Genomic DNA, 18258 nt, shown 5'->3' with positions numbered 1-18258 from the left:
GCCCACCCGCAAGTCCGTAAGCCGCACCTCCCTCGGTTGCATTCACGCTGAGCCAATACACGAGCACCTGATCGACGTCGACCGCCCCGACGGTCGACGTCGTCTTTCGCTTCATCGTCGCGCACGCCGGTAGGCGCCCGGTGATGTGCCCATCGCACGCTTGAACGCGGCTCCGAATGCGCTCTCCGACTCGTAACCGACGAGCCGCGCGATCTCGGCGAGCGAGTCGTTCGAGTGCTGCAAGCGATCGCCCGCGACGAGCATGCGCCACTGCGTCAGGTACTCGATCGGCGACGTGCCCATGGTCGCACGGAAGCGCTCGGCGAACGTCGTCCGCGACATCGCGGCGATCTCGGCGAGCGCCTCGACGGTCCAGCTCTCGGCGAGGCGGTCGTGCATCGTCGCTATCGCGCGCGCGATGGCAGGATCGGCGAGGGCGTGGAGCCAGCCCGCGGCGCCGCTCGCACGGCACAGGCGAAGCGCCAGTACAAGCATCGTGTACGCGCACTGCTGCGCGATGAGCACGCTGCCGGGCTGCGGATCGCGGAGCTCCGCGAGCATGCGCTCGACGGCGCTGCCGAACGTCTCGCCGGCGTCCGGCAGGTGCACGACCGATGGGAGCACGCCGCGCAGGAGGTCCGCGTTGCCGTCGAGGACGAAGTGGCCGCCGAGGAGGAAGAAGTCGTCGCCGGGGGCGCAGGCGCGGATGCCGCTGTACGAGCCGCCGGCGTACATCGTGGTGAGGTCCACCGGCGTCGCGTCGAGATCGCTGCACAGCCGGAACTCGCGGCCGTGCGGCAGCATCACGCAGTCGCCGGTGGCGAGCCGCACCGGGGCATCGAGGACGAGCCAGCACGCGCCCTGGGTGATGACGTAGCACTTGATGCCGGCGTGCGCGGGGAACCGGACCGCCCAGCGCCCGCCGGCCGTCAGGCCGCCGGCGACGTAGCTTCGCGGCCGGACGAGGGCGAGGACATCGGAGAGCGGATCCATGAGCTTCCGTACGATCGCGACGAAACCGCGAACGCGCGCGCATGGAGGATACGGACGCGCGTCCGTAGGCTCAACGCATGAAGATCTTCGTGACCGGTGCGACGGGAATGATCGGAACAGGTGTCGTGGCGGAGCTGCGTGGTGCGGGGCATCGCGTGCTCGGTCTCGCGCGCAGCGAGGCGGCGGCCGCGGCGCTCGCGCGCATGGGGGCCGAGGTTCATGCGGGCGACCTGACGAAGCCCGACACGCTCGTCGAGGGCGCGCGCGCCTGCGACGGCGCGATCCACCTCGGCTTCGTGATGGACTTCCAGGATCTGCCGGGCGCGTTCGCGACCGATCGGCGCGCGATCGAGGCGCTCGGCAGCGCGTTCGCGGGATCGCGAAGGCCGCTCGTGTTCACGACCGGCACGCTCGTGCTTCCGGCGGGGCGCATCGGCACCGAGGACGACGACGGCGACCTCGCGGCGAGCGCGGGCTTCCGCGTGCCGGCGGAGAACCTTGCGCTCGCGTGGGCCGACCGCGGTGTCCACGTGTCGGTGGTGCGTCCGGCGCCGACGGTGCATGGCCCGCGCGATCACCACGGCTTCATGCCGATGCTGATCGCGGCCGCTCGCAAGGCGGGCTCGTCGGGATACGTCGGCGATGGCAGCAACCGGTGGCCGGCCGTCCACCACGACGACTGCGCGCGCGTGTACCGGCTCGCGCTCGAGCGCGCGGCCGAGCGCGCCCGCTACCACGCCGTCGGCGAGGAGGGCGTGGCGATGCGGCAGGTCGCGGAGGCGATCGGGCGGCGGCTCGGTGTGCCGGCGGTCTCGCTGTCGCCGGCCGAGGCGGAGGCGCGGTTTGGGCCGTTTCTGGGGCCGCTCGTCGCGAGCGACAACCCGGTGTCGACGGCGCTGACGCGGCAGCGCCTGGACTGGGCGCCGGCGCATCCCGGGCTGATCGCGGACCTCGAGGCCGCGCACTGCTACGCGCGCAACTAGCTAGGACCGATTCCTTTCGTGGTGCTGGAGGCACACCGACCGGGCCGCGCCTCGCGGCGGGCCGCGCCCAGATGGCTCCAGCTCCCGCGCCGCGCCGGCGCATCCCGGTCCGGGAACCGCCGGTACAGGGTGCCGACGCCGATCCTGGCACGGCGAGCGACCTCCTCCATCGGCACCTCGGGACCCCGCTCGGCGAACAGCGCGCCGGCAGCGTCGATGATCTGCTCGCGGTTGAGTCGAGCGGGCTGTCGTGCGCGGCTTATGCCGCGAGGGCCGGCATCAACCAGCGGACGCTGACGTGGTGGAAGTCGAAGCTAGCGAGCGCCGGCGCGTCGGAGCATGCACCGGTGGACTTCGTCGAGGTGACGGAGCAGCTCGCGGCACCAGCTGTCGCCGAGGTCGGGGTGATCGAGCTCGTCGTCGGCGGCGTGCATGTCCGAGTGCGGGGCCGCGTGGAAGCCGAGGCGCTTGCGCGCGTGCTCGACGTGCTGGAGGCGCGGCGATGATCCCGACGACGGTGCGGATCTTCGTCTGCACGCAGCCGCTCGCAGGAGCGTCTCGTGGGTCGCGCCGAGCATCGACGCGGCGCTGTGATGGATAATCGCCCTGTCCTTCGGGACATGTCTGCTGCGGGCTGCCTCGACCCTCGCGGACGCGCCTTCGCAAGGGCCGCCGACCTCGCCGAGGCGGCTGGAGAGGTTCCGGGAGCGAGGGGGCTCGAGGATCTCTCCCGCGACCTCACACCATGTTCCCTCGAGGTCCTTGAGCGGCCGCCGCGCGAATGTCCGGGTCGTGGACCTCGCGCGGCAGCCCGATCACGAAGCGGGCCCCGCCACCCTCGGCGTTCTCGGCTGAGATGCGCCCCCCGTGGGCGACCACGATCTCGCGGGCGATGAAGAGACTCACGTCGAGCCCGCCGTAGTGGGCAATCGGCGCGGCGCGTTCCAGCGGCTCGAAGGGCCTCCCGAGATCGCCTGACGGCATACCAGCGCCGTGATCACGCACAACGAGGCGTGCCATGCCCTTCTCTGCGCTTACCTCGCTTTCGATCTCGCCGCCCGCGCCGGCATTGGCCCCCGACGGAAGGTCACGCGCTGACGATCAGTCGGCCCAGCGCGTGACCTCCACAGGCTGCGGCGATGCAGCCCAGGACGGTGACGACGACGTAGATCGCCGCGCGGCCGTACGATCCCCCTGGAGCAGCTTCATGGTCCCGAAGCGTCGTAAAGCCGCCCATGGCCCCCCGCGGTTAGCGCGAGGCGAAGGTTGGGGCCCATCGCGTTCGGCTGGGTGGCGACCACCATCAAGAACGCGAGCCCGCAGCTCCCAAGCAGGTTGACGGCGAGGGGGCCGTACGGGAAGTCCGTCCCGAGCCGTTCCGATCGCCGGGACGACCTCGAGGAACTTCTGATCGAACGCTTCGCGGCCAGCCGCAGTGCGCGTGTTCACGTGGGGCCTCGCCGCGTCCGCGGTTACACCCTGCGGGACCGAGAAGGTCGGCGATCGTGATCAAGCGCAGCGTTGAGCTGAGCTCGCCGGGCGCCAAGCTGCTGCGCTGCTCGGCGGAAGGAGCGGCCCGCCGATCCGGTGCTCGCCGAGATCAGGCCACATTCGTGGCGTCGGCGACCGCGACCAGCCCTCGGTGGTTGGCGAGCAGCTTCATGGCGGTTGGCGAAGCCGCGAGCACATCGATGTCGCTCTCCGGGGAAAAGCAGTATTGACCCTCTCCGGTCCGCGCGTCGACGATGAGCGGCGGGCCGTCGCCGCAGAGCAGCTGGTCGCCGGCGAACCACTGCCAGAACGCGTACGCGGCCGGGAGGGAGCAGCGATGGCTCGTCCCGTCGGGCGCGCGACCGACACCTACCGCGCCGCCCGCTTTGGAATACGACCGGGGGGCCGCCCGGTTCATCGCCCGCATGTCGCGCTCGCGCCTCCGCGCCTCGATCTCACTCCTCAGCCCCGCGCTCCTGTGCGTCGCGGCCTGTACCAGCTACTCCATCCGCCCCCGGGCTGTCCCGCCGCCCGGGTTCGCCGAGCTCCCCGCGGACACGGCCCAGATCTGCGTCTACCGCCCGCACAAAGTCGCGCTCTTGGTCCCCGCCGTCGTCCAGGATAACGGCACCGTCGTCGGCATGACTCGCGGGCCCTCGTACTTCTGTTACCTCGCCGAGCCCGGCCACCACTCGATCGTCACCCGCTACGGCGACGACGTCGACGCCCGCCTCGGCACCGACGACTCCACCCAGGCGACCATCGTCGTTGTGTCGGGCGAGCGCTACTACCTGCACCACGACGTCTCGGCCATCTTCAGTCTCACGACGCGCTGGGAGGGCGACCCAGCGCACGCCGAGGGGCAGATGACCGACTGCACCCACGTCGAGCTCGACCGCGTCCCACCCGGCACGACTGCCCTCGCCCCGGGCGCCGTCGCTCCCGCTCGCCCCGTCCCCGTCCTCAGCATCACAAGCTCCTGACCCCTCGGCAGCACGGCCCGGCGTTCTAGCCTAGCCCCGAGTGGTGACGGCCTCGCTTCGGGCGGCTTGCGGCGCAGCGACGCCGGCGGGGCTCGATGTGCTCGAGGCGTGCTTGTGACGGCCTACACGCTGCTGCACCGCCGGCTCCGCCCCTGGAACCGTGCCCCGACGGTGAAGCGGGCAGCCGAACAACCTGTCCGGAGTCCGCCTCGACATTGACGGCCCCAGCTACCGCCAGCACCTCGCCCAGACTCCACCGTCATGTCGCTGTCCTTTTCGGTCTCCTATCGGCACGCCTCCGGCAGCGGGCGCTTCGTCTCCTCGAAGATCCGGCGAAAACCATCGAGGGTCCGCTGGCAATTGTCCGGCAGGCGATCGGGCCCGAACTGGAATTCGAGGTCACACGACTTCCCCTCGTCCAGGATCGGTGTCGCGGCTCGGCAGCAACGTTCCGCTCTGTCGCACACGTCCGCCGAGGGCCGCCGGCGGGCGACCAGCGCGTCGAGCTCGACGACCGCTCCGGAGTCGTCGGCGAGCCGCGTGAGCTGCAAGTTCGTCGCGGCGAGCCCGGCGTTGCAACGCAGCGACGCCGTCTCGCCCGCCCCGTGCTCCTCCAACGAACAGGTCGCTTCCCCCTGGTCGCTCGAGAGCGTCCAGGTCGTGCGCGGGGGAGCGTGGCTCATCGCCGATGTCGTGCGAATCTGGACCTCGTCGCGGTCGCTGACGAAAACGACCTCGTCGCCCCCGACGCGAAGGGCCCGGACCGACCGCTCCGGCCCCTCCGCTCGTATGACGCTCCACCACCTCGCACCGTTCGGCTGCGCAGACGCAGAAGAACTCTCTGCCGCGCTGCGAGACGTCCCGTCTAGCTGCCCGGTCTCCGCCCGCGAGCAACCGGCGGACGTCGAATCGGGCGGTCGAGGAATGGGGCCCGCTCTTCAAGGACGAGCAGCTCGCCAGCGCCGCCGTCGACCGCCTCCTGCACCACTCGCACGTGCTCGTCATGGACGGTGAGACCTACCGCAACCCGCGGACCCACCGCGCGCAAGAGCCGACCGCGCCCTGACGACGACCGATCCGATTGGCCGCCCGAGTCCTTATGCGGTTAGCCCGCCCGACTCCAGGTGATCCGCTTGGCCGTCCCGGCCTCGGTCGCTTCCTCGGCGGCGGCGGGCTCGGACGGCGCTGGCCGTTCGCGGTGCGATGCTTTGCGCTGCAGCTGCGGCACCGCGCCGGGTTACGCGGCGTGGCCGTCTCGGTCGCAGGCGCCGGCGCGCGCTGGGCCGAGGCTCGGCCGCGGGGGCTCGGCTCGGTCGCTGGCGTTGATCGCGCCCCGAGCCATCCCGTTGCGGGCCTCGCCGCGGCGGAGCCTCCGCCGCGGCGGGCGGAGGATGCCGCTGACGTCCAGCGGCTGGGAGACAACTCGATCGAGGTCCCGCGACGGCGGCACTTGCTCCGCAGGTCGGGCCGTGGTCATCTGCCCCGGATGCTGCTGCCCGTCACCTGGATCGACTTCGTTCTCGTTGGGTTCATCGCCTTGTACGCGGTGGTTCCATGGGGCGCTGCACTCCAAGGGCTGACCGGGTCTATCACGACGAGCCGCCGTACTTCCGCGGCTTCGCGCCCTGGGGTCACACCTTGCGCCGAGGGTTCCGCGCCTTCGCCCCGATCGCCGTCTATCTCATGCCCGCCATCCTCCTCGCGGGCGCGACCGCGGCCCTTCACTGTTATGCGCGCTCGGCCCTGATCTGGGTGACAGGCCCGCTCGCGCTCGCATGCTTCCTGATCGCGATCTATGCGCTGCCCGGCGGGATGACCTACAACGCAGCATTCAACGATATCTCCTATTTGTACCGACCGGACAAGGCGTTGCGGCGAGCGCTGGACGGCCGTTCCTCATACCTTCGCGCCTGGCCATCGCCATCGCCGCCATGGCACTCACTCCGCTTGGCCTCCTCGCGGTCGGCGTTGGCTTCTTCTACAGCAGCGTGTGAGGCTGGAGTGTCGTCGGCTACGCTTTCTCGCGCGCCCTCGTCCTCAACGAAAGCTCCCCCGTTCGCCCGCCGTTTCCGTAACGGCTGGCACGACACGTGAAGTGGGAACGGGCGAGCTGCAGCGGCGGCGTCGACGCGGCATGCTGAGCAGCACGGACCCGGCCGCGATAGCCCCGAGCACGAAGGACCCCGCCGACGCCGCCGCGACCGCGCTCATCCACCAGCGGGGGCGAGGGCCGCGTCGCGCGGGCCGACAGATCCGCGCGCACGATCTCGAGCGACCGGACCAGGCCATCCATCGTCCGGTGACGCTCCGCCCCGATCATCGACGCTCCGCGCCGCAATTCCGCCACCAGCGGCGCGAGCTCGGGCGCGAACTCCTCCGGGCGGATCTCTCGGTGTTGGTAGGTCTCCCGCGAATACAGGACGCGACCGGACGCAGACCGAGAAGACGTCCGTCTGCGCCGAGACCTTGCCCTCGTTGAGCCAGAGCGGACACGTGTAGGCGGCGGCGCCGATGAACTCGCTTTCTCGCGTCCGCCAGCGCTTGCGCACGTCGGTGGGATCGCGCAGATGCGGCTGGCTGTAATAGTCCTCGGTCAGCAGCGGTCGGAGCTGTCCTCGATCTGCTCGCGCACGAGCGGCGCCATTGTATTGGCTCAGCGTGAATGCAACCGAGGGAGGTGCGGCTTACGGACTTGCGGGTGGGCAGGTCTGGTTGGGATGATGGTGGGTTTGGTGTCGGCGAGCAAGTTCTCGGCGTTGACGGCGGAGCTCTCGAGCGGCCTCGAGTTTGCGGTCGCGTTCGACGAAGATCGCAGCTTCGCGGCCGGCGAGCTTGTCGACCGGCGCAATGTAGCCGATGGCACTGTGGAGGCGGCGGGCGTTGTAGTGCTCGACGAAGTCGGCGGTGACGCGACGGGCCTCGTCGATCGTCGATGGCGCTGCGGGCCGTAAGGCCGTGGACTTGAAGGTTTTGTGCCAGCGTTCGAGCTTGCCGTTGGACTGCGGGTAGCCGGGTGAGATCCGGACGTGGGTCATGCCGGCGACGCGGATGAACTCCTTGAAATCGCGGGCGATGAACTGGGGGCCGTTGTCGGTGACGATGCGGGGCCGCGCCCCGGGGAACAGCTCCCGGGCGCGCTGCAGGATGCACTCGACGTCTCGTTCGGTCATCGACTCGCGGAGATCCCAGTGGACGATGTAACGGCTGTAGCCGTCGAGCACGCTGCACAGGTAGTAGAACGTGCCGGCGAGGTTGATGTAGGCGATGTCGACGTGCCAGTGGCGGTGCGGGCCGTCAGGCTGCTGGAAGCCAGTGCCCTTCTTCGAAGGACCGCGCTGCCAGCGATCGAGGCGGCCAGCGGCGCTCAGGACTCGGTAGACGGTCGCCGGGCTGACGGCGACGATGTCCTGGTCGAGCATCATGTAGGTCAGCCGTCGGTAGCCCTCGAGTGGGTGCTTGTCGAAGAAGTCGAGGATCGCCTGGCGCTCGGCGTCGAGGATCCAGTGGTCGCGCGGGATCTTCCCGTTGTGCTCGTTGGCCTTGCCGTACCGCTCGCGCCAGCGCGTCAGCTGCGACCGCTGGATCCCCAGCCACCCCGCGAAGCGGGCCGGCGCCAGCTCGGTCTTCTCCGACCAGTCGGTGACGAAGTCGATCACCTCGTCCCGCGTCTCATGGGGCACCCAGCGGCCGTTCAGAGCTCCCCAAGCTCTTTTTTTAGGTCAACCAGCGCCTCCGACAGCTCGGCGATCACCGCGTCCTTCTTGACCAGCTTCGCCTCGAGGTGCTCCACCTTCTCGCCGAGCTCGCGCTTGACCGTCTCCGCCGGCGTCGTGCGAGATTCGACGAACACCTGCGGCGCGCGCTCAAATAGCGCCCGCTGCCAGCCGTAGAACACGCTGGGCTGCAGCTTGTACTTCTCGCACAGGTCCGACACGGGCACCTTGTCGAGGTGGTGCTCTCGCAGGATCTTGGATTTCTGCTCGGGGGTGAAGTGTCGGCGTTCTTGCTTCTTCATGCGGGCCTCCTGGCCACGCCTCTCCTCTACCAAAACTCAGGCCCGTTGCGGGCCAGCCGAGGCAGTACACCATCTCGGGCGGAAGATGTTCGAGGTCTTAGCTGCAAGGTCTGGTGCCCGAGCCGGAGCTACCGCTTAAGCCGTCACTGATGCTCCAGCTGGCACTCGTGATGGGTGGCGTGGTCGTGCAGCCGTCGCAGCGGTCGTGTCACCGCACACGACCCCGACGTCGCCAACGGCGGTGAGCATAGCACTTGGCCGTGGGCGCCATGGACGGCCAGCGTGCGCGACCTCGAGTACCCGATCCCGGGCGAAGGCGAGGCGCCCGTGTACGGAACCCTGCACGTCGGCAAGGCGAAGGCCATCCTCACGGACCGCGTCGACTCTTCGAGCTCGGGCGCCTCGTGAGTTGCTTCAAAGGACCCGCGCGTGAAGCCCGTGCGTGCCGCGCTGCCGGGTCCGCTCGCGGCGCGGCCCATGACTTCGCCTCCGGGAACCGTGCGCTTCGTCATGCACCGGGCTCGCTGACGTTCCCGGGAACGTGCGAAGCTTGGGGCCCGCGGACGCGCGGATCCCGTCAACCTTCGTCTGGACCTCGAACCTCTCGACGCGGATGGTCGGCCACCGATTGCACAAGCTCCCGGGCGCGATGATGGCGAAGACCACGCTGTGCGTGCTCGCGGCTCTGCTCGTCTGCTGCATTCTCCCGAAGGCCTCGCTGGCCGGGGACAGCGTTCATCAGAGCTGGCTCGTCACCACCGACCTGTGGGGCAACCCGAGCTATCAGGCGCTGGAGCTCGATCGCACGGGGACGCGGCTCAGCGGTGTCCTGGACGGAGACAAGCTCGAGGGCGAGTTGACCGGCAAGGTGGTCCGCTTCGTGGTCACCGACCGCCGCCAGTCGACCTACGTCTACCAGGGCACGCTGAGCGGTGGGACGATCCGCGGAACCGCCGACTATCCCGATTCCAACAACCCGAAGGTCCGCGTCAAGCATGCATTCGCAGCGCAGCTGCTCCCCGAGCGACCGCCGGGCCCGCCGCGCCGTCACGAGTTCAAGCCCACCGACTACTCCAACGAGTTCACGCCCCATCGCAAGCCGGTGCTCACGATCTGGCCCGGCGACAGCGTGCACACCACCACCATCGATTCCGGCGGCGTGGACGAGCACGGGGTCACGCGGGCCCTGTTCGGCAACCCGCAGATCGGGCCGTTCTATGTCGGCGGCGCCAACCCGGGTGACACGCTGGTCGTACGCATCGTCCGGCTGCGCCTGAACCGGGACCATGCCGACAGCCTGGACAGCATCGTCGGGCGCGCGCTCGTCCCTGGCCTCGCGGCGACGGCGGCGGAGCTGGGCAAGCCGGTTCGCTGGCGGATCGACCGCGCGAACGGCACGGCCAGCCCGGAGACGCCGAGCGAGCGGCTGAAGAACTTCAAGGTGCCGGTGCGGCCCATGCTCGGCGGGCTGGCGGTGGCGCCCGGCTTCGGCTCGCCACCGATCTCGACCGGCGACACCGGCCGCTTCGGCGGCAACATGGACTTCAACGAGGTCGTCGAGGGCAACACCGTCTATCTGCCGGTCCTACAACCCGGCGCGCTCCTCTATCTCGGCGATGCCCACGCGCTACAGGGCGACGGCGAGACCTCGCAGTACGCGCTCGAGACGTCGATGGAGGTCGAGTTCACGGTCGATGTCGTGCGCGGCAAGTCGATCTCCGCGCCGCGGGTGGAGTCGCCGACCCAGATCATGGCGCTCGGCCAGGCCGGTTCGCTGGACGACGCCCTGCGCTCTGCCACCTTCGGACTGACGCAGTGGCTCATGCAGGACTACGGGCTGAGCCTGTCGGAGGTCGCCCAGGTGCTGGGCAGCTCCGTGCAGTACGTGGTGGCCAACCTCGCCGGGCGCAGCGTCGGTGTGGCCGCGAAGCTCGACAAGTCCCGGCTGGCGGGGCTGGTCCCGGTCGCTAGCGAGCGCTAGCTGCCCGACGCCCTGCGCTTTTACGCCCAGGAGCGCCGGCAGGAGCTCCGTCCGAGCCTCGCCATCGGCCGCGGGCCCTTCGCCGCCGACGAGGGTGACCTGTTCGCCCGATTCGGCGCCGGCCCCGACGCCGCAGCCGAAGTTCCCGAAGGACATGTCCCATCAGGCATGTCCAGCCAACCATCCGGCGGCTCCTCGCCCTGGTCGCCCTCGTCTGGGACCTCCGGCGACCTGGTCTCGTGCAGATAAAGTCGTAGGGCCCTGGTCGTTCGTCGACCGGCCCAGCCCGGCCGCTTGATGCCGCAGGTTGACGCCCCGCCACGCGCGCGACGAGGCGCGTGGCAAAGAGATGGCAAACTCAGGCAACAACCCGGAATTCGGCACCAGGTGCTGAATTAGGGCCTGTTTGGTGTTGAACATGAACATCACCGACTTCGCCGCGCTGGCGCGCAGCGCCGGCAGCACCGCGTCGACCTGCGACGCCAGCACCGTCACCAGCACCAGTTCGTACGCCACGCTCGGGTCGAGCGCCGCGCTCACCTGCACCGCCGCGCGCTCGCCCTTCGCCGTCACGATCGCCCCGTCCCGCTGCAGCTGCGCCAGGCGCTTCGTCCGCGCCACCACCGTCACCTCGTGCCCGGCCCGAGCCAGCTGCGACGCGAAGGTGCTACCGATCCCGCCGGGTCCGATCACCGCGATCTTCATGCCGCTGCGGCGTGGCATGCCGGGCCCAGCCGGACAACCCGAGCCCGGTCTGGCGGGGCTTTACCCCGCGGCGCCGGCCTCACAGCATGTCCGTCACGTCTTGATCCTCTGCGACTGGATCAAGGCTCTGCAGGATACGGCTGAGCCAGCTTGCGCGAAAGCGCTCATGTGCTCTTGCAGAGCATGCCCACGCCGATCTCTGTCGACCTTCGGATCCGCATTGTTGAGGCCCGCGTACAGGACGGGCAGACCTACGAGCAACTCGCCGAGCGCTTCCACGTGGGACGGGCGACCGTCGATCGAGTGCTGCGCCTCCAGCGAGAGACCGGTTCGGTCGAGCCCAAGCCGCACGGGGGCGGAGTGGGAGCGGCGGATCACGGCCCGGGAGCAAGATTTGATCGTGGAGCTGGTGCGGGCGCGGCCTGACGCGACGCTCGCCGAGTTGTGCTTCGCGCTGCAAGTACGGGCCGGGGTCCAGGTCAGTCGTTCCACCATGTGCCGCGAGCTTCAGGAGCTCGGCTTCACGAGGAAAAAAAATCGCTGGTTCCCCGAGAGCAGTGCACGGCCGCAGTCGTGGCGATGCGCGACGCCTTCGTCGCGCAGATGCAGTCCTGCGACCCCGAGCGCCTGATCTTCCTGGACGAGTCCGGCTCGCACATCTCGATGACCCGCGCTCGAGCGTGGGCACCGCGAGGAAAGCGTGCCCATGGCGTCGTGCCACGGAATCGCGGCCGTGTGACGACGATGCTCGGCGCGCTGTCGATCGACGGCATCGAGGCGATGATGACCGTCGAGGGCGGCACGACGGCCAAGGTCTTCCTCGAGTTCATCGACAAGCATCTGGCGCCGAAGCTCCGTCCGGGCGACATCGTGGTGATGGACAACCTCGGTGCCCATCACGCGACAGGCGTCCGTGAGCGCATCGAGGCGCGCGGCGCGACGGTCGTCTACCAGCCGCCGTACTCGCCCGACCTCAATCCCATCGAGCTCGCCTGGTCGAAGATCAAGACCGCCCTTCGCGGCCTCGGGGCCCGAACCGGCCCACTCCTCAAGGCCGCGATTTCCGCCGTTGCGGCTCTCGTCACCCCAACCGATGCGGCCGGTTGGTTCAAACACTGCGGCGTCAGCACGCCTCAAGGCGTATGAAACCTGCTGTCAGGTCGGCGGGACGAAGAAGCTGCTGATCGACTCGCCGATCTTCCAACCACTCCCCGTCCTCACGTATTTGTCGGCGTAGCCGCCCAGGATCTCGATCACCCCCGATCCGGGCGGGCTCCGCGGCACCGACTTGATGAGGAAGTACCACGAGCCGGTGGCAGCGTGATCGCCGACCTCGAGGATCGGGCTGACGATGTAGTGCGTGCTCCACTTCGTCGCCTGCGGGAGGATGTTCTCGCAGGCGTTCACCAGCGCCGCCCGGCCCTCGTAGCGCCCGAACGGTCCGAGGTCGAGGACCCCGTCGTCGGTGAAGAGGTCGGCGAGCCCCCCCGCGCTGGCGGCCCCCGGGCGATTGAACACTGCGTCGGCCCTGCGGGCGTACTCCGCCTTCAGCTCCTCGATCGCCGCCCGGCTCGCGAGCCGCTTCAGCCGCTGCTTCTGGTCGTCATCGTCGAAATCAGGCATCGACCACTCCCTTTTCGTCTCGATCGAACCGCGGCACGATACCACGTGGGCGGCGGATCTACGCGGTGCGCTCCTCGCCCATTGCCATCACCGCCGCCTCGCCAGACGAGCTCATGACTCGCTGCCCGGCCACGCCCTCCATGGCCGGGCCGGGCGCCTCTCTCGGGCCCGCAGCGCTCACTACAGGATTCTCGCTCCTTGAGGCTGCCACCCGGCCGAGGAGTGGCGCCGCGTTCGTCGCAGCCGCGGTCGCCTCGCACGCACAACGAACGGAGCTCGCGGAGCCTACGACCCGCAGCGGTCGTCATACCCGAAGTAGTCGTCCTCGCCGTCGAACCTTGGTCGACCTTCGAGCAACGGCACCAAGGCGAGCGCGGCGCGAAGCTGATGCAGCGCCCCGGTGATGGGGCTGCGGGACCGCTCGGGTGCGTCAGCGAAACAGGCCGATGTTGTCGGCCGGGTCGTGGGGCGCGTACAGCACGGTCACCGCGTCTCCAGCGTGCCAGTCCTCGCGCAGGCGCGCGGGATACTCCATGTGCCCGGTGTAGCGCTTCCCGGCGACCGTGAAAATATATGCGATGGAGACGGTCCATCCACCAGGCCCGAGCACGTGGGTCACCTCGCCCTCGCAGGCCACGCCGTGTTCGAACAGCGGATCGAGCCGGCGAGCCTGCTTTGCCCGCGTCAGAGCGATAAGCAGGGGCGCCAGGCCGAGCGACAGCACGGAGACGTACACGATGCAAGCCCAAAAAAGCCCGCGGACGAGCGGGGACCGGGTCCGAAGCGACTTGGCGATCGGCTCCATCTGGTAGTGATAGACATCGGGCATGCCGCCACGCGAGGGACGGGGCGGGGGACCCATTGCCACGAGCCTCGCTCGCTGCAGGAGTCTGTCCATCCGCTCGCCCTCGGCCGTCGTGCTCATGGCGAGTTCATCGTACCGCTCGATGCCCCCCGGGACCAGCCGCGCGGGGCGGCGGTCGGCAACGCTCGCGCCGGCCGGCGCTCGCGCACTCGGGGCAAGGACCGTCGACATGATCACCTGGTTCAAGCACTGCGATGTCGTAGGAGCTCAACGCGCGTGAGGCCTGCTGTCAGTCCGACCACATGTGAGCGTGGTGGAATTCATCGCTCCCCGAGGAGCAGATCCACGGGATGTCGGGGTTGCAGATCGTGCCGACGTCGACGCTGCTGACCTTCGTTCGCCACTGGAAGTTGGCCGTGTTGTCGAGGTCGTAGATCCACCCGCGCTGCTCGAGGCGGATGGGGATCGACGTCGCCACCACCGTCCACGCGCCGAGCGGGCTCGTCTGGCGCTTCTGGACGTGGAGCATCACGTAGTCGTCGACGAAGTTGGCCCCGTGAATGGCGGTCGGACAGAGGGTCGCGCGGTAACTCGCCTGCGAGGCGTCGGACTGCCACCACACTTCCCCCGTGGTCGAGTTCGTTTGATGCGCATAGTGGTCGAACCCGGGGTGCGCCGAGGTCTCGATGAAGCTCACCCAGCTCGCGGCCGTGAAGCTGTAACACGTCGACGCGACGCCGCCGTAGCCAGCATCCTTCGCCGGCCGCGGCGCCGCGCTGAGATCGAAGGCGCGAGCTCGATGCGCGCCGGGGTGGTCGATCAAGGCCGCAGGCGCGGCGCGGCCCTCCGGCGCGAGCGTCTCGTAGATCTCGGCCGCCGTGAAGCCGTCGTCGACGAGCCCCGCGACCACGCTGTCCTCGCCCGACCCGACCTCCACCATCGCCACGCTGGTCGACGCGTCCACGAAGTAGATCCGCGTATCGCCCTCGATCCGCAGCGTCGCGAGCACGTTCGCCTCCACCTCGTCGATCTCACCGGCGAGCTCGTCCTCGATCTGCGCCGCCGGTCGGGCGCCCTCCTCGATGGCATCGCAAGCAGTCATGAGGAGCCACACCCAACCCACACGGTACAAACAACGCATGACAAGGGTCTATCGGCTGCCCGCTCGCCTGTCAAGGCGGCCACGCGGCCGCGAAGCTCTCCTGTCCGGCGACGCCGCGCGACGGGAGTGCGAACGCGACCGTGCGGGGGCGGGCCCTCGGGGCGACACGGATGCGCCTCGCGCCGCGGATCCGTCATCATCGCCGGTACCAACATTGTCGATACCCTCGTCGCATTGCACGTCGGCTGCGCGACCCTTGTCCGCGCCCGCCCTGCGGGCGATGCTCGCCGCGTGCACCCCCCCGCGAAAAAGCTGTTCCCGATGCTCTCCGCCCTCGACTTCGAGCGTTCGCTCGCCTTTTACGCCGACCAGCTCGGCGGCCGCGAATCGTATCGATTTCCGCCCGAAGGTCCGCCCGCCTTCGTCGCCTTGCAGTTCGGCGAATCCGAGCTCGGCATCGGCCGGCTCGACGGCTCGCCTGCGCTGCACGGCCAGGCGCTGCGGCCTGCGAGCGGCCATCGCGTCGAGCTTTGCGTCTACGTCGACGACGTCGACGCCACCGTCGACCGGCTCGCCGGCGCCGGCGCGCCCGTCGTGCTCCCGCCGCGCGACATGCCGTGGGGCGAGCGCGTCGCCTACGTCGCCGATCCGGACGGCAACCTCGTGATGCTCACCCGAGAGAATGTCTCTTAGGACATATCATCCTATCCCGACCTCGCGTCTTCGCGCGTCCACGCCCGCGTCGTACTTGTTGCAGGGTGATTCGACGATCGCGGGCAGCGACGGCCTCCAGCCCGCCGCTCGTGCGCGACGCGAGCGTGCGTCGTGGCCCACGCACGCATCGTGCGCACGCGCCGCCGCTATCGCCATAGATGTCCCCAAAGACATGTCATCACCGCCGCGCGTGGATCTGCCCCCGGTTGCTCGCCGCCCGGCCGCCCGCTATGGTCCGCCGGTGCCTCGCAACCCATCTGAACCGGGCCGCGCGCCCTCGCCCGAGCTGCTCCGCCTGGCCGCGGAGGGCGCCCGCAACATCCAGCGCGCCGACGAGCGGCAGCTGGCCGAGGGCGACAAGCACATGCGCGTCGCTCTCGGCGCGCACTACGGCAGCGCGCGCCGGCGCGGGTTTTACGTCCCCCTGGTCGTCGGCGGCGGCCTCGTCGCGTCGATGGCCGCCGGGTTCCTGTCCGTCGACTACCTGACCGCCGGCATGGCCGTCCTGCTGCTCGGCGTGCTGGGCGTCGCCTTCCTCGAGCCGGTCGCCGGCGACGGCCGGATCGCCCGCGAGCGCGCCTGGCTGGCCGCGCGCCCGTTCCCGGTCCGCGGCTACTTCGAGGCGCTGCAGCAGCGGCCCGTGTCCGGCGCCGTGCTGCTCGCCCAGGTTTGGTTCGCCGGCGACGCCCCGCCGCTCGACCTCGTGCAGGGCGTGCTCGGCCGCATCGACGCCGGCGCCAGCGTGCAGCCGACGGGCGGCCGCGGCCTCGTGCTGCAGAGCAGCCTCATCTCCGGCGCCACCGGCACCCGCGTCAACAAGGTCCCGGTCTACCGCAACCATCGGATCGTCCCGTACGTCCACCGCCTGGTCGACGAGGTGCTCGCGCCGCTGCACGCGACCTATCCCATCGACCAGGTCGATCTGACCCGCCCGGTCTGAACCGTCAGCGGCGGATCCGCGCGACCACGAAGTCCCACCCGCCGTGGTCGGTGGTCGGCCCCGCGCCGAGATCGACCTCGCCCGCCATCGGCGACGAGCCGAGCACCACCGCGTCCTCGCCGGACCGCGCCGAGCGGGTGTACTCCGGCAATTGATCGGTGGTCCACGCCCAGGTCTGCTCCTCCCCGCTGAACGCCCGCAGCGCGACCTGCGAGTCGGCGACCCCGGCCACCAGCAGCGAGTCGGTCGCGTCGAAGGACAGGTCGTCGATGCTGTCGTCGAGCATCGCGCCGAGGTGCTGCGACGACAGCACCGCGCCGGCCGGATCGAGCCGCGCCAGCACGGCGTCGTAGAGCGTCCCGTCGATCTCGGGGATCTGGTCCGGGAACACGTTGGTGTAGCTGTCGGCCCCGATCTCGAGCTGGTCGAAGAACATCCCGCCGAGCGCCAGCTCCCCCGAGGCATCGACCGCGATCGCCATGGCGTACTGCAGCCCGTCGCCGCCGAGCTGCTGGCTCCACAGGTGCCCGCCGTCGGCGCCGAACTTGGCGACCAGCATGTCGTCCCAGAAGTCGGTCGTCAGCGGTCCGCCCCCGAGCTCCACGGTCCCGGTGAACGAGCCGGCCAGCACGAGCTCGCCCGCGGGCGTGAACGCCAGCGACATCACCCGCGCCGAGCCGTCGCCCGTGCTGATGAACGGCTGCACCCACTGGAACCCGCCCGCCGCGTCGTACTTGGCCACGAACGCCGCGGTCGACGGCGGCGGCTCGACCGGACCGCCGCCGAAGTCGACCGCACCTTCGAACAGCCCGCTGACCGCGAGCGTCCCGCCCGCGTCGCACGTCGCGGTGACGAGCGACGCGCCGCCCAGCGAGCGGCTCCAGCGGTGGTTGCCGTCGAGGTCGAACCCCGCGACGAAGGCGCCGTCGAGCGAGCCGCCGCCGAGGTCGAGCGTGCCCGGCTCGGCGAACCCCATGATCGCCAGCCCGTCGCCGCACGCGACGAGGTGCGTGATCGTCTGATCGAGCGGCCCGCCGAACTGGCGCACCCACAGCGGCTCGCCCGTGCTCGACAGCTTGATCAGCAGGATGTCGGACAGCTCGCCGGGCGTCACCTCGAACTCGCCGATCCGCAGCGGCGCCGACACGTCGAGCACGCGCAGGTCGATGCCGAGATAGATGTTGCCGTCGGCGTCGGTGCCGACCCCGTTGAGGAACTCGTTCTGCGGCCCGCCGCAGCGGAGGTACCAGTCGACCGCGCCGTCGGCCGGGCCCGCGACGTGCTCGCAGGGGACGGCCTCGGGCGGCTCGTCCGTGGTCTCCCCCGCGGTCGTCGTCCCCTCGGTCGTGGTCGTGGTCGTGGTGGTCGTCGGCGCGGTCGTCGTCGGCGCGTCCGTGGTCGGCCCGGTCGTCGTCGAGGTCGCCTCGCCCTCGCTGCCGCTCTCGGTGTCGGCCGGGTCCTTCGGCCCGCAGGCGGCCAGCAGCGAGACAAGGATGAACAATGGCGTGCGATCGAAGTAGGTCATGGCAATGCCGCGAGGGTAACCCAGGCCGCGCGGCCGGTGACGGCCGCGATCGCGCGCCGCACTCGATGACACGACTCTTCGCGCATGTCCTGGATGCCATGTCATGACCGGCGTTCGGCACCTGTCCCCCCTGCTCACCCGTCGCACGCCGTCGTCCCGATCGAGGCCGTGAACTCCGCGGCGGCCTCGTCCGGATCCCGGTCGCCGCACAGCACGAGGCGAGCGATGGGCAGCTCGTGTCTCTCGCCCACCTCCATCCACCGACCGTAGCCCGCGTGCTTCGTCGCGCCGCGCTCGTGCTTCGTCCCCACATGTCTCTTGGGGCATGTCTGTCCGGACCTGCGCCGGTCGACCGAGGCGCATTTCCGCGCTCGATTGTCTTGCTCCAGCGGAAAATT

21 protein-coding genes and 1 pseudogene are annotated in these 18258 nt (G+C 69.9%); 10 read left to right on the top strand and 12 right to left on the bottom strand.

Translation table 11 applies throughout. The features are described from left to right. Nucleotides 1–111: 111 nt before the first annotated feature. On the bottom strand, nucleotides 112–993 hold the full coding sequence (locus tag NAEX_RS39500) for an AraC family transcriptional regulator (protein ID WP_096332629.1): 882 nt from the start codon (nucleotides 991–993) through the stop codon (nucleotides 112–114). A gap of 77 nt (nucleotides 994–1070) precedes the next feature. Here NAEX_RS39500 and NAEX_RS39495 point away from each other — a divergent pair, with 77 nt between their 5' ends. Beyond that, nucleotides 1071–1976, top strand: coding sequence for an SDR family oxidoreductase (locus NAEX_RS39495; protein WP_096332628.1), 906 nt, complete (start codon nucleotides 1071–1073; stop codon nucleotides 1974–1976). Here NAEX_RS39495 and NAEX_RS54815 read toward each other — a convergent pair. Continuing rightward, entirely contained in the window at nucleotides 1973–2146 is a 174-nt protein-coding gene (locus NAEX_RS54815) for a TetR family transcriptional regulator (protein WP_420814144.1), read from the bottom strand. The genes NAEX_RS39495 and NAEX_RS54815 overlap by 4 nt on opposite strands. On the opposite strand from NAEX_RS54815, the gene tnpA reads away from it, so the two are divergent. Next, a complete protein-coding gene (gene tnpA, locus NAEX_RS53410) occupies nucleotides 2078–2482 on the top strand; it encodes an IS66 family insertion sequence element accessory protein TnpA (protein WP_420814177.1) in 405 nt (134 codons plus the stop codon). The genes NAEX_RS54815 and tnpA overlap by 69 nt on opposite strands. Nucleotides 2483–2714: 232 nt before the next feature. Here tnpA and NAEX_RS39485 read toward each other — a convergent pair. Both NAEX_RS39485 and NAEX_RS39480 read right to left on the bottom strand, forming a co-directional pair. Further along, a pseudogene (locus tag NAEX_RS39485) lies at nucleotides 2715–3029 on the bottom strand (sensor histidine kinase); the annotation flags it as partial. 547 nt (nucleotides 3030–3576) lie between these two features. Further along, nucleotides 3577–3885, bottom strand: coding sequence for a hypothetical protein (locus NAEX_RS39480; protein ID WP_096332625.1), 309 nt, complete (start codon nucleotides 3883–3885; stop codon nucleotides 3577–3579). Nucleotides 3886–3892: 7 nt separating this feature from the next. Between NAEX_RS39480 and NAEX_RS39475 the strand changes: the two genes are divergently transcribed. Further along, a complete protein-coding gene (locus NAEX_RS39475; RefSeq protein WP_143825722.1) occupies nucleotides 3893–4450 on the top strand; it encodes a hypothetical protein in 558 nt (185 codons plus the stop codon). 284 nt (nucleotides 4451–4734) lie between these two features. Here the strand turns inward: NAEX_RS39475 and NAEX_RS39470 are convergent, their stop codons facing one another. Further along, a complete protein-coding gene (locus NAEX_RS39470) occupies nucleotides 4735–5133 on the bottom strand; it encodes a hypothetical protein (protein WP_143825721.1) in 399 nt (132 codons plus the stop codon). A 158-nt stretch (nucleotides 5134–5291) separates the two neighbouring features. On the opposite strand from NAEX_RS39470, the gene NAEX_RS54810 reads away from it, so the two are divergent. Then, nucleotides 5292–5516 (top strand): ATP-binding protein, encoded by a 225-nt coding sequence (locus NAEX_RS54810; RefSeq protein WP_245913991.1) that lies wholly within the window; start codon nucleotides 5292–5294, stop codon nucleotides 5514–5516. Nucleotides 5517–7134: 1618 nt separating this feature from the next. On the opposite strand, the gene NAEX_RS39455 is transcribed toward NAEX_RS54810, so the two are convergent. Further along, nucleotides 7135–8130: an IS3 family transposase gene (locus NAEX_RS39455; RefSeq protein WP_211302334.1), complete on the bottom strand. Its 996-nt coding sequence runs from the start codon at nucleotides 8128–8130 to the stop codon at nucleotides 7135–7137. A gap of 11 nt (nucleotides 8131–8141) precedes the next feature. Next, nucleotides 8142–8465: a transposase gene (locus NAEX_RS39450; protein WP_096325681.1), complete on the bottom strand. Its 324-nt coding sequence runs from the start codon at nucleotides 8463–8465 to the stop codon at nucleotides 8142–8144. 282 nt (nucleotides 8466–8747) lie between these two features. On the opposite strand from NAEX_RS39450, the gene NAEX_RS54095 reads away from it, so the two are divergent. Both NAEX_RS54095 and NAEX_RS39445 read left to right on the top strand, forming a co-directional pair. Beyond that, nucleotides 8748–8873 carry a hypothetical protein gene (locus NAEX_RS54095; protein ID WP_256254142.1) on the top strand — a complete coding sequence of 42 codons (126 nt, stop codon included), beginning with the start codon at nucleotides 8748–8750 and terminating at the stop codon, nucleotides 8871–8873. A gap of 277 nt (nucleotides 8874–9150) precedes the next feature. Continuing rightward, a complete protein-coding gene (locus tag NAEX_RS39445; protein ID WP_420814176.1) occupies nucleotides 9151–10446 on the top strand; it encodes an acetamidase/formamidase family protein in 1296 nt (431 codons plus the stop codon). A 162-nt stretch (nucleotides 10447–10608) separates the two neighbouring features. Here NAEX_RS39445 and NAEX_RS39440 read toward each other — a convergent pair whose 3' ends face one another. Continuing rightward, nucleotides 10609–11169, bottom strand: a complete 561-nt coding sequence (locus NAEX_RS39440; protein ID WP_245913902.1) for a ketopantoate reductase family protein — start codon at nucleotides 11167–11169, stop codon at nucleotides 10609–10611. Nucleotides 11170–11334: 165 nt separating this feature from the next. On the opposite strand from NAEX_RS39440, the gene NAEX_RS54805 reads away from it, so the two are divergent. Together NAEX_RS54805 and NAEX_RS39430 are read left to right on the top strand one after the other, a co-directional pair. Further along, nucleotides 11335–11577 (top strand): helix-turn-helix domain-containing protein, encoded by a 243-nt coding sequence (locus NAEX_RS54805; protein ID WP_143825720.1) that lies wholly within the window; start codon nucleotides 11335–11337, stop codon nucleotides 11575–11577. A gap of 18 nt (nucleotides 11578–11595) precedes the next feature. Beyond that, the gene (locus NAEX_RS39430) at nucleotides 11596–12297 is read left to right on the top strand and encodes an IS630 family transposase (protein WP_143825546.1); all 702 of its coding nucleotides are present in this window, start codon (nucleotides 11596–11598) and stop codon (nucleotides 12295–12297) included. 9 nt (nucleotides 12298–12306) lie between these two features. On the opposite strand, the gene NAEX_RS39425 is transcribed toward NAEX_RS39430, so the two are convergent. The 3 genes from NAEX_RS39425 to NAEX_RS39415 form a co-directional block, all read right to left on the bottom strand. Then, nucleotides 12307–12774: a nuclear transport factor 2 family protein gene (locus NAEX_RS39425; RefSeq protein WP_096332619.1), complete on the bottom strand. Its 468-nt coding sequence runs from the start codon at nucleotides 12772–12774 to the stop codon at nucleotides 12307–12309. A gap of 430 nt (nucleotides 12775–13204) precedes the next feature. Continuing rightward, nucleotides 13205–13816 carry a DUF3592 domain-containing protein gene (locus NAEX_RS39420; protein ID WP_096332618.1) on the bottom strand — a complete coding sequence of 204 codons (612 nt, stop codon included), beginning with the start codon at nucleotides 13814–13816 and terminating at the stop codon, nucleotides 13205–13207. Between the two features lie 52 nt (nucleotides 13817–13868). Beyond that, the gene (locus NAEX_RS39415) at nucleotides 13869–14681 is read right to left on the bottom strand and encodes a hypothetical protein (RefSeq protein WP_096332617.1); all 813 of its coding nucleotides are present in this window, start codon (nucleotides 14679–14681) and stop codon (nucleotides 13869–13871) included. A gap of 291 nt (nucleotides 14682–14972) precedes the next feature. Here NAEX_RS39415 and NAEX_RS39410 point away from each other — a divergent pair, with 291 nt between their 5' ends. Both NAEX_RS39410 and NAEX_RS39405 read left to right on the top strand, forming a co-directional pair. Beyond that, a complete protein-coding gene (locus NAEX_RS39410) occupies nucleotides 14973–15374 on the top strand; it encodes a VOC family protein (protein WP_245913901.1) in 402 nt (133 codons plus the stop codon). 262 nt (nucleotides 15375–15636) lie between these two features. Continuing rightward, nucleotides 15637–16335 carry a hypothetical protein gene (locus NAEX_RS39405; RefSeq protein ID WP_096332616.1) on the top strand — a complete coding sequence of 233 codons (699 nt, stop codon included), beginning with the start codon at nucleotides 15637–15639 and terminating at the stop codon, nucleotides 16333–16335. 4 nt (nucleotides 16336–16339) lie between these two features. On the opposite strand, the gene NAEX_RS51455 is transcribed toward NAEX_RS39405, so the two are convergent. Continuing rightward, nucleotides 16340–17860 carry a hypothetical protein gene (locus NAEX_RS51455; protein WP_170136393.1) on the bottom strand — a complete coding sequence of 507 codons (1521 nt, stop codon included), beginning with the start codon at nucleotides 17858–17860 and terminating at the stop codon, nucleotides 16340–16342. Nucleotides 17861–18258 lie beyond the last annotated feature (398 nt).

This window comes from Nannocystis exedens (genome assembly GCF_002343915.1).
In the GTDB taxonomy this organism is placed as follows: Bacteria; Myxococcota_A; Polyangia; order Nannocystales; family Nannocystaceae; genus Nannocystis; species Nannocystis exedens.
This window is presented reverse-complemented; position numbering and strand designations above follow the sequence as displayed.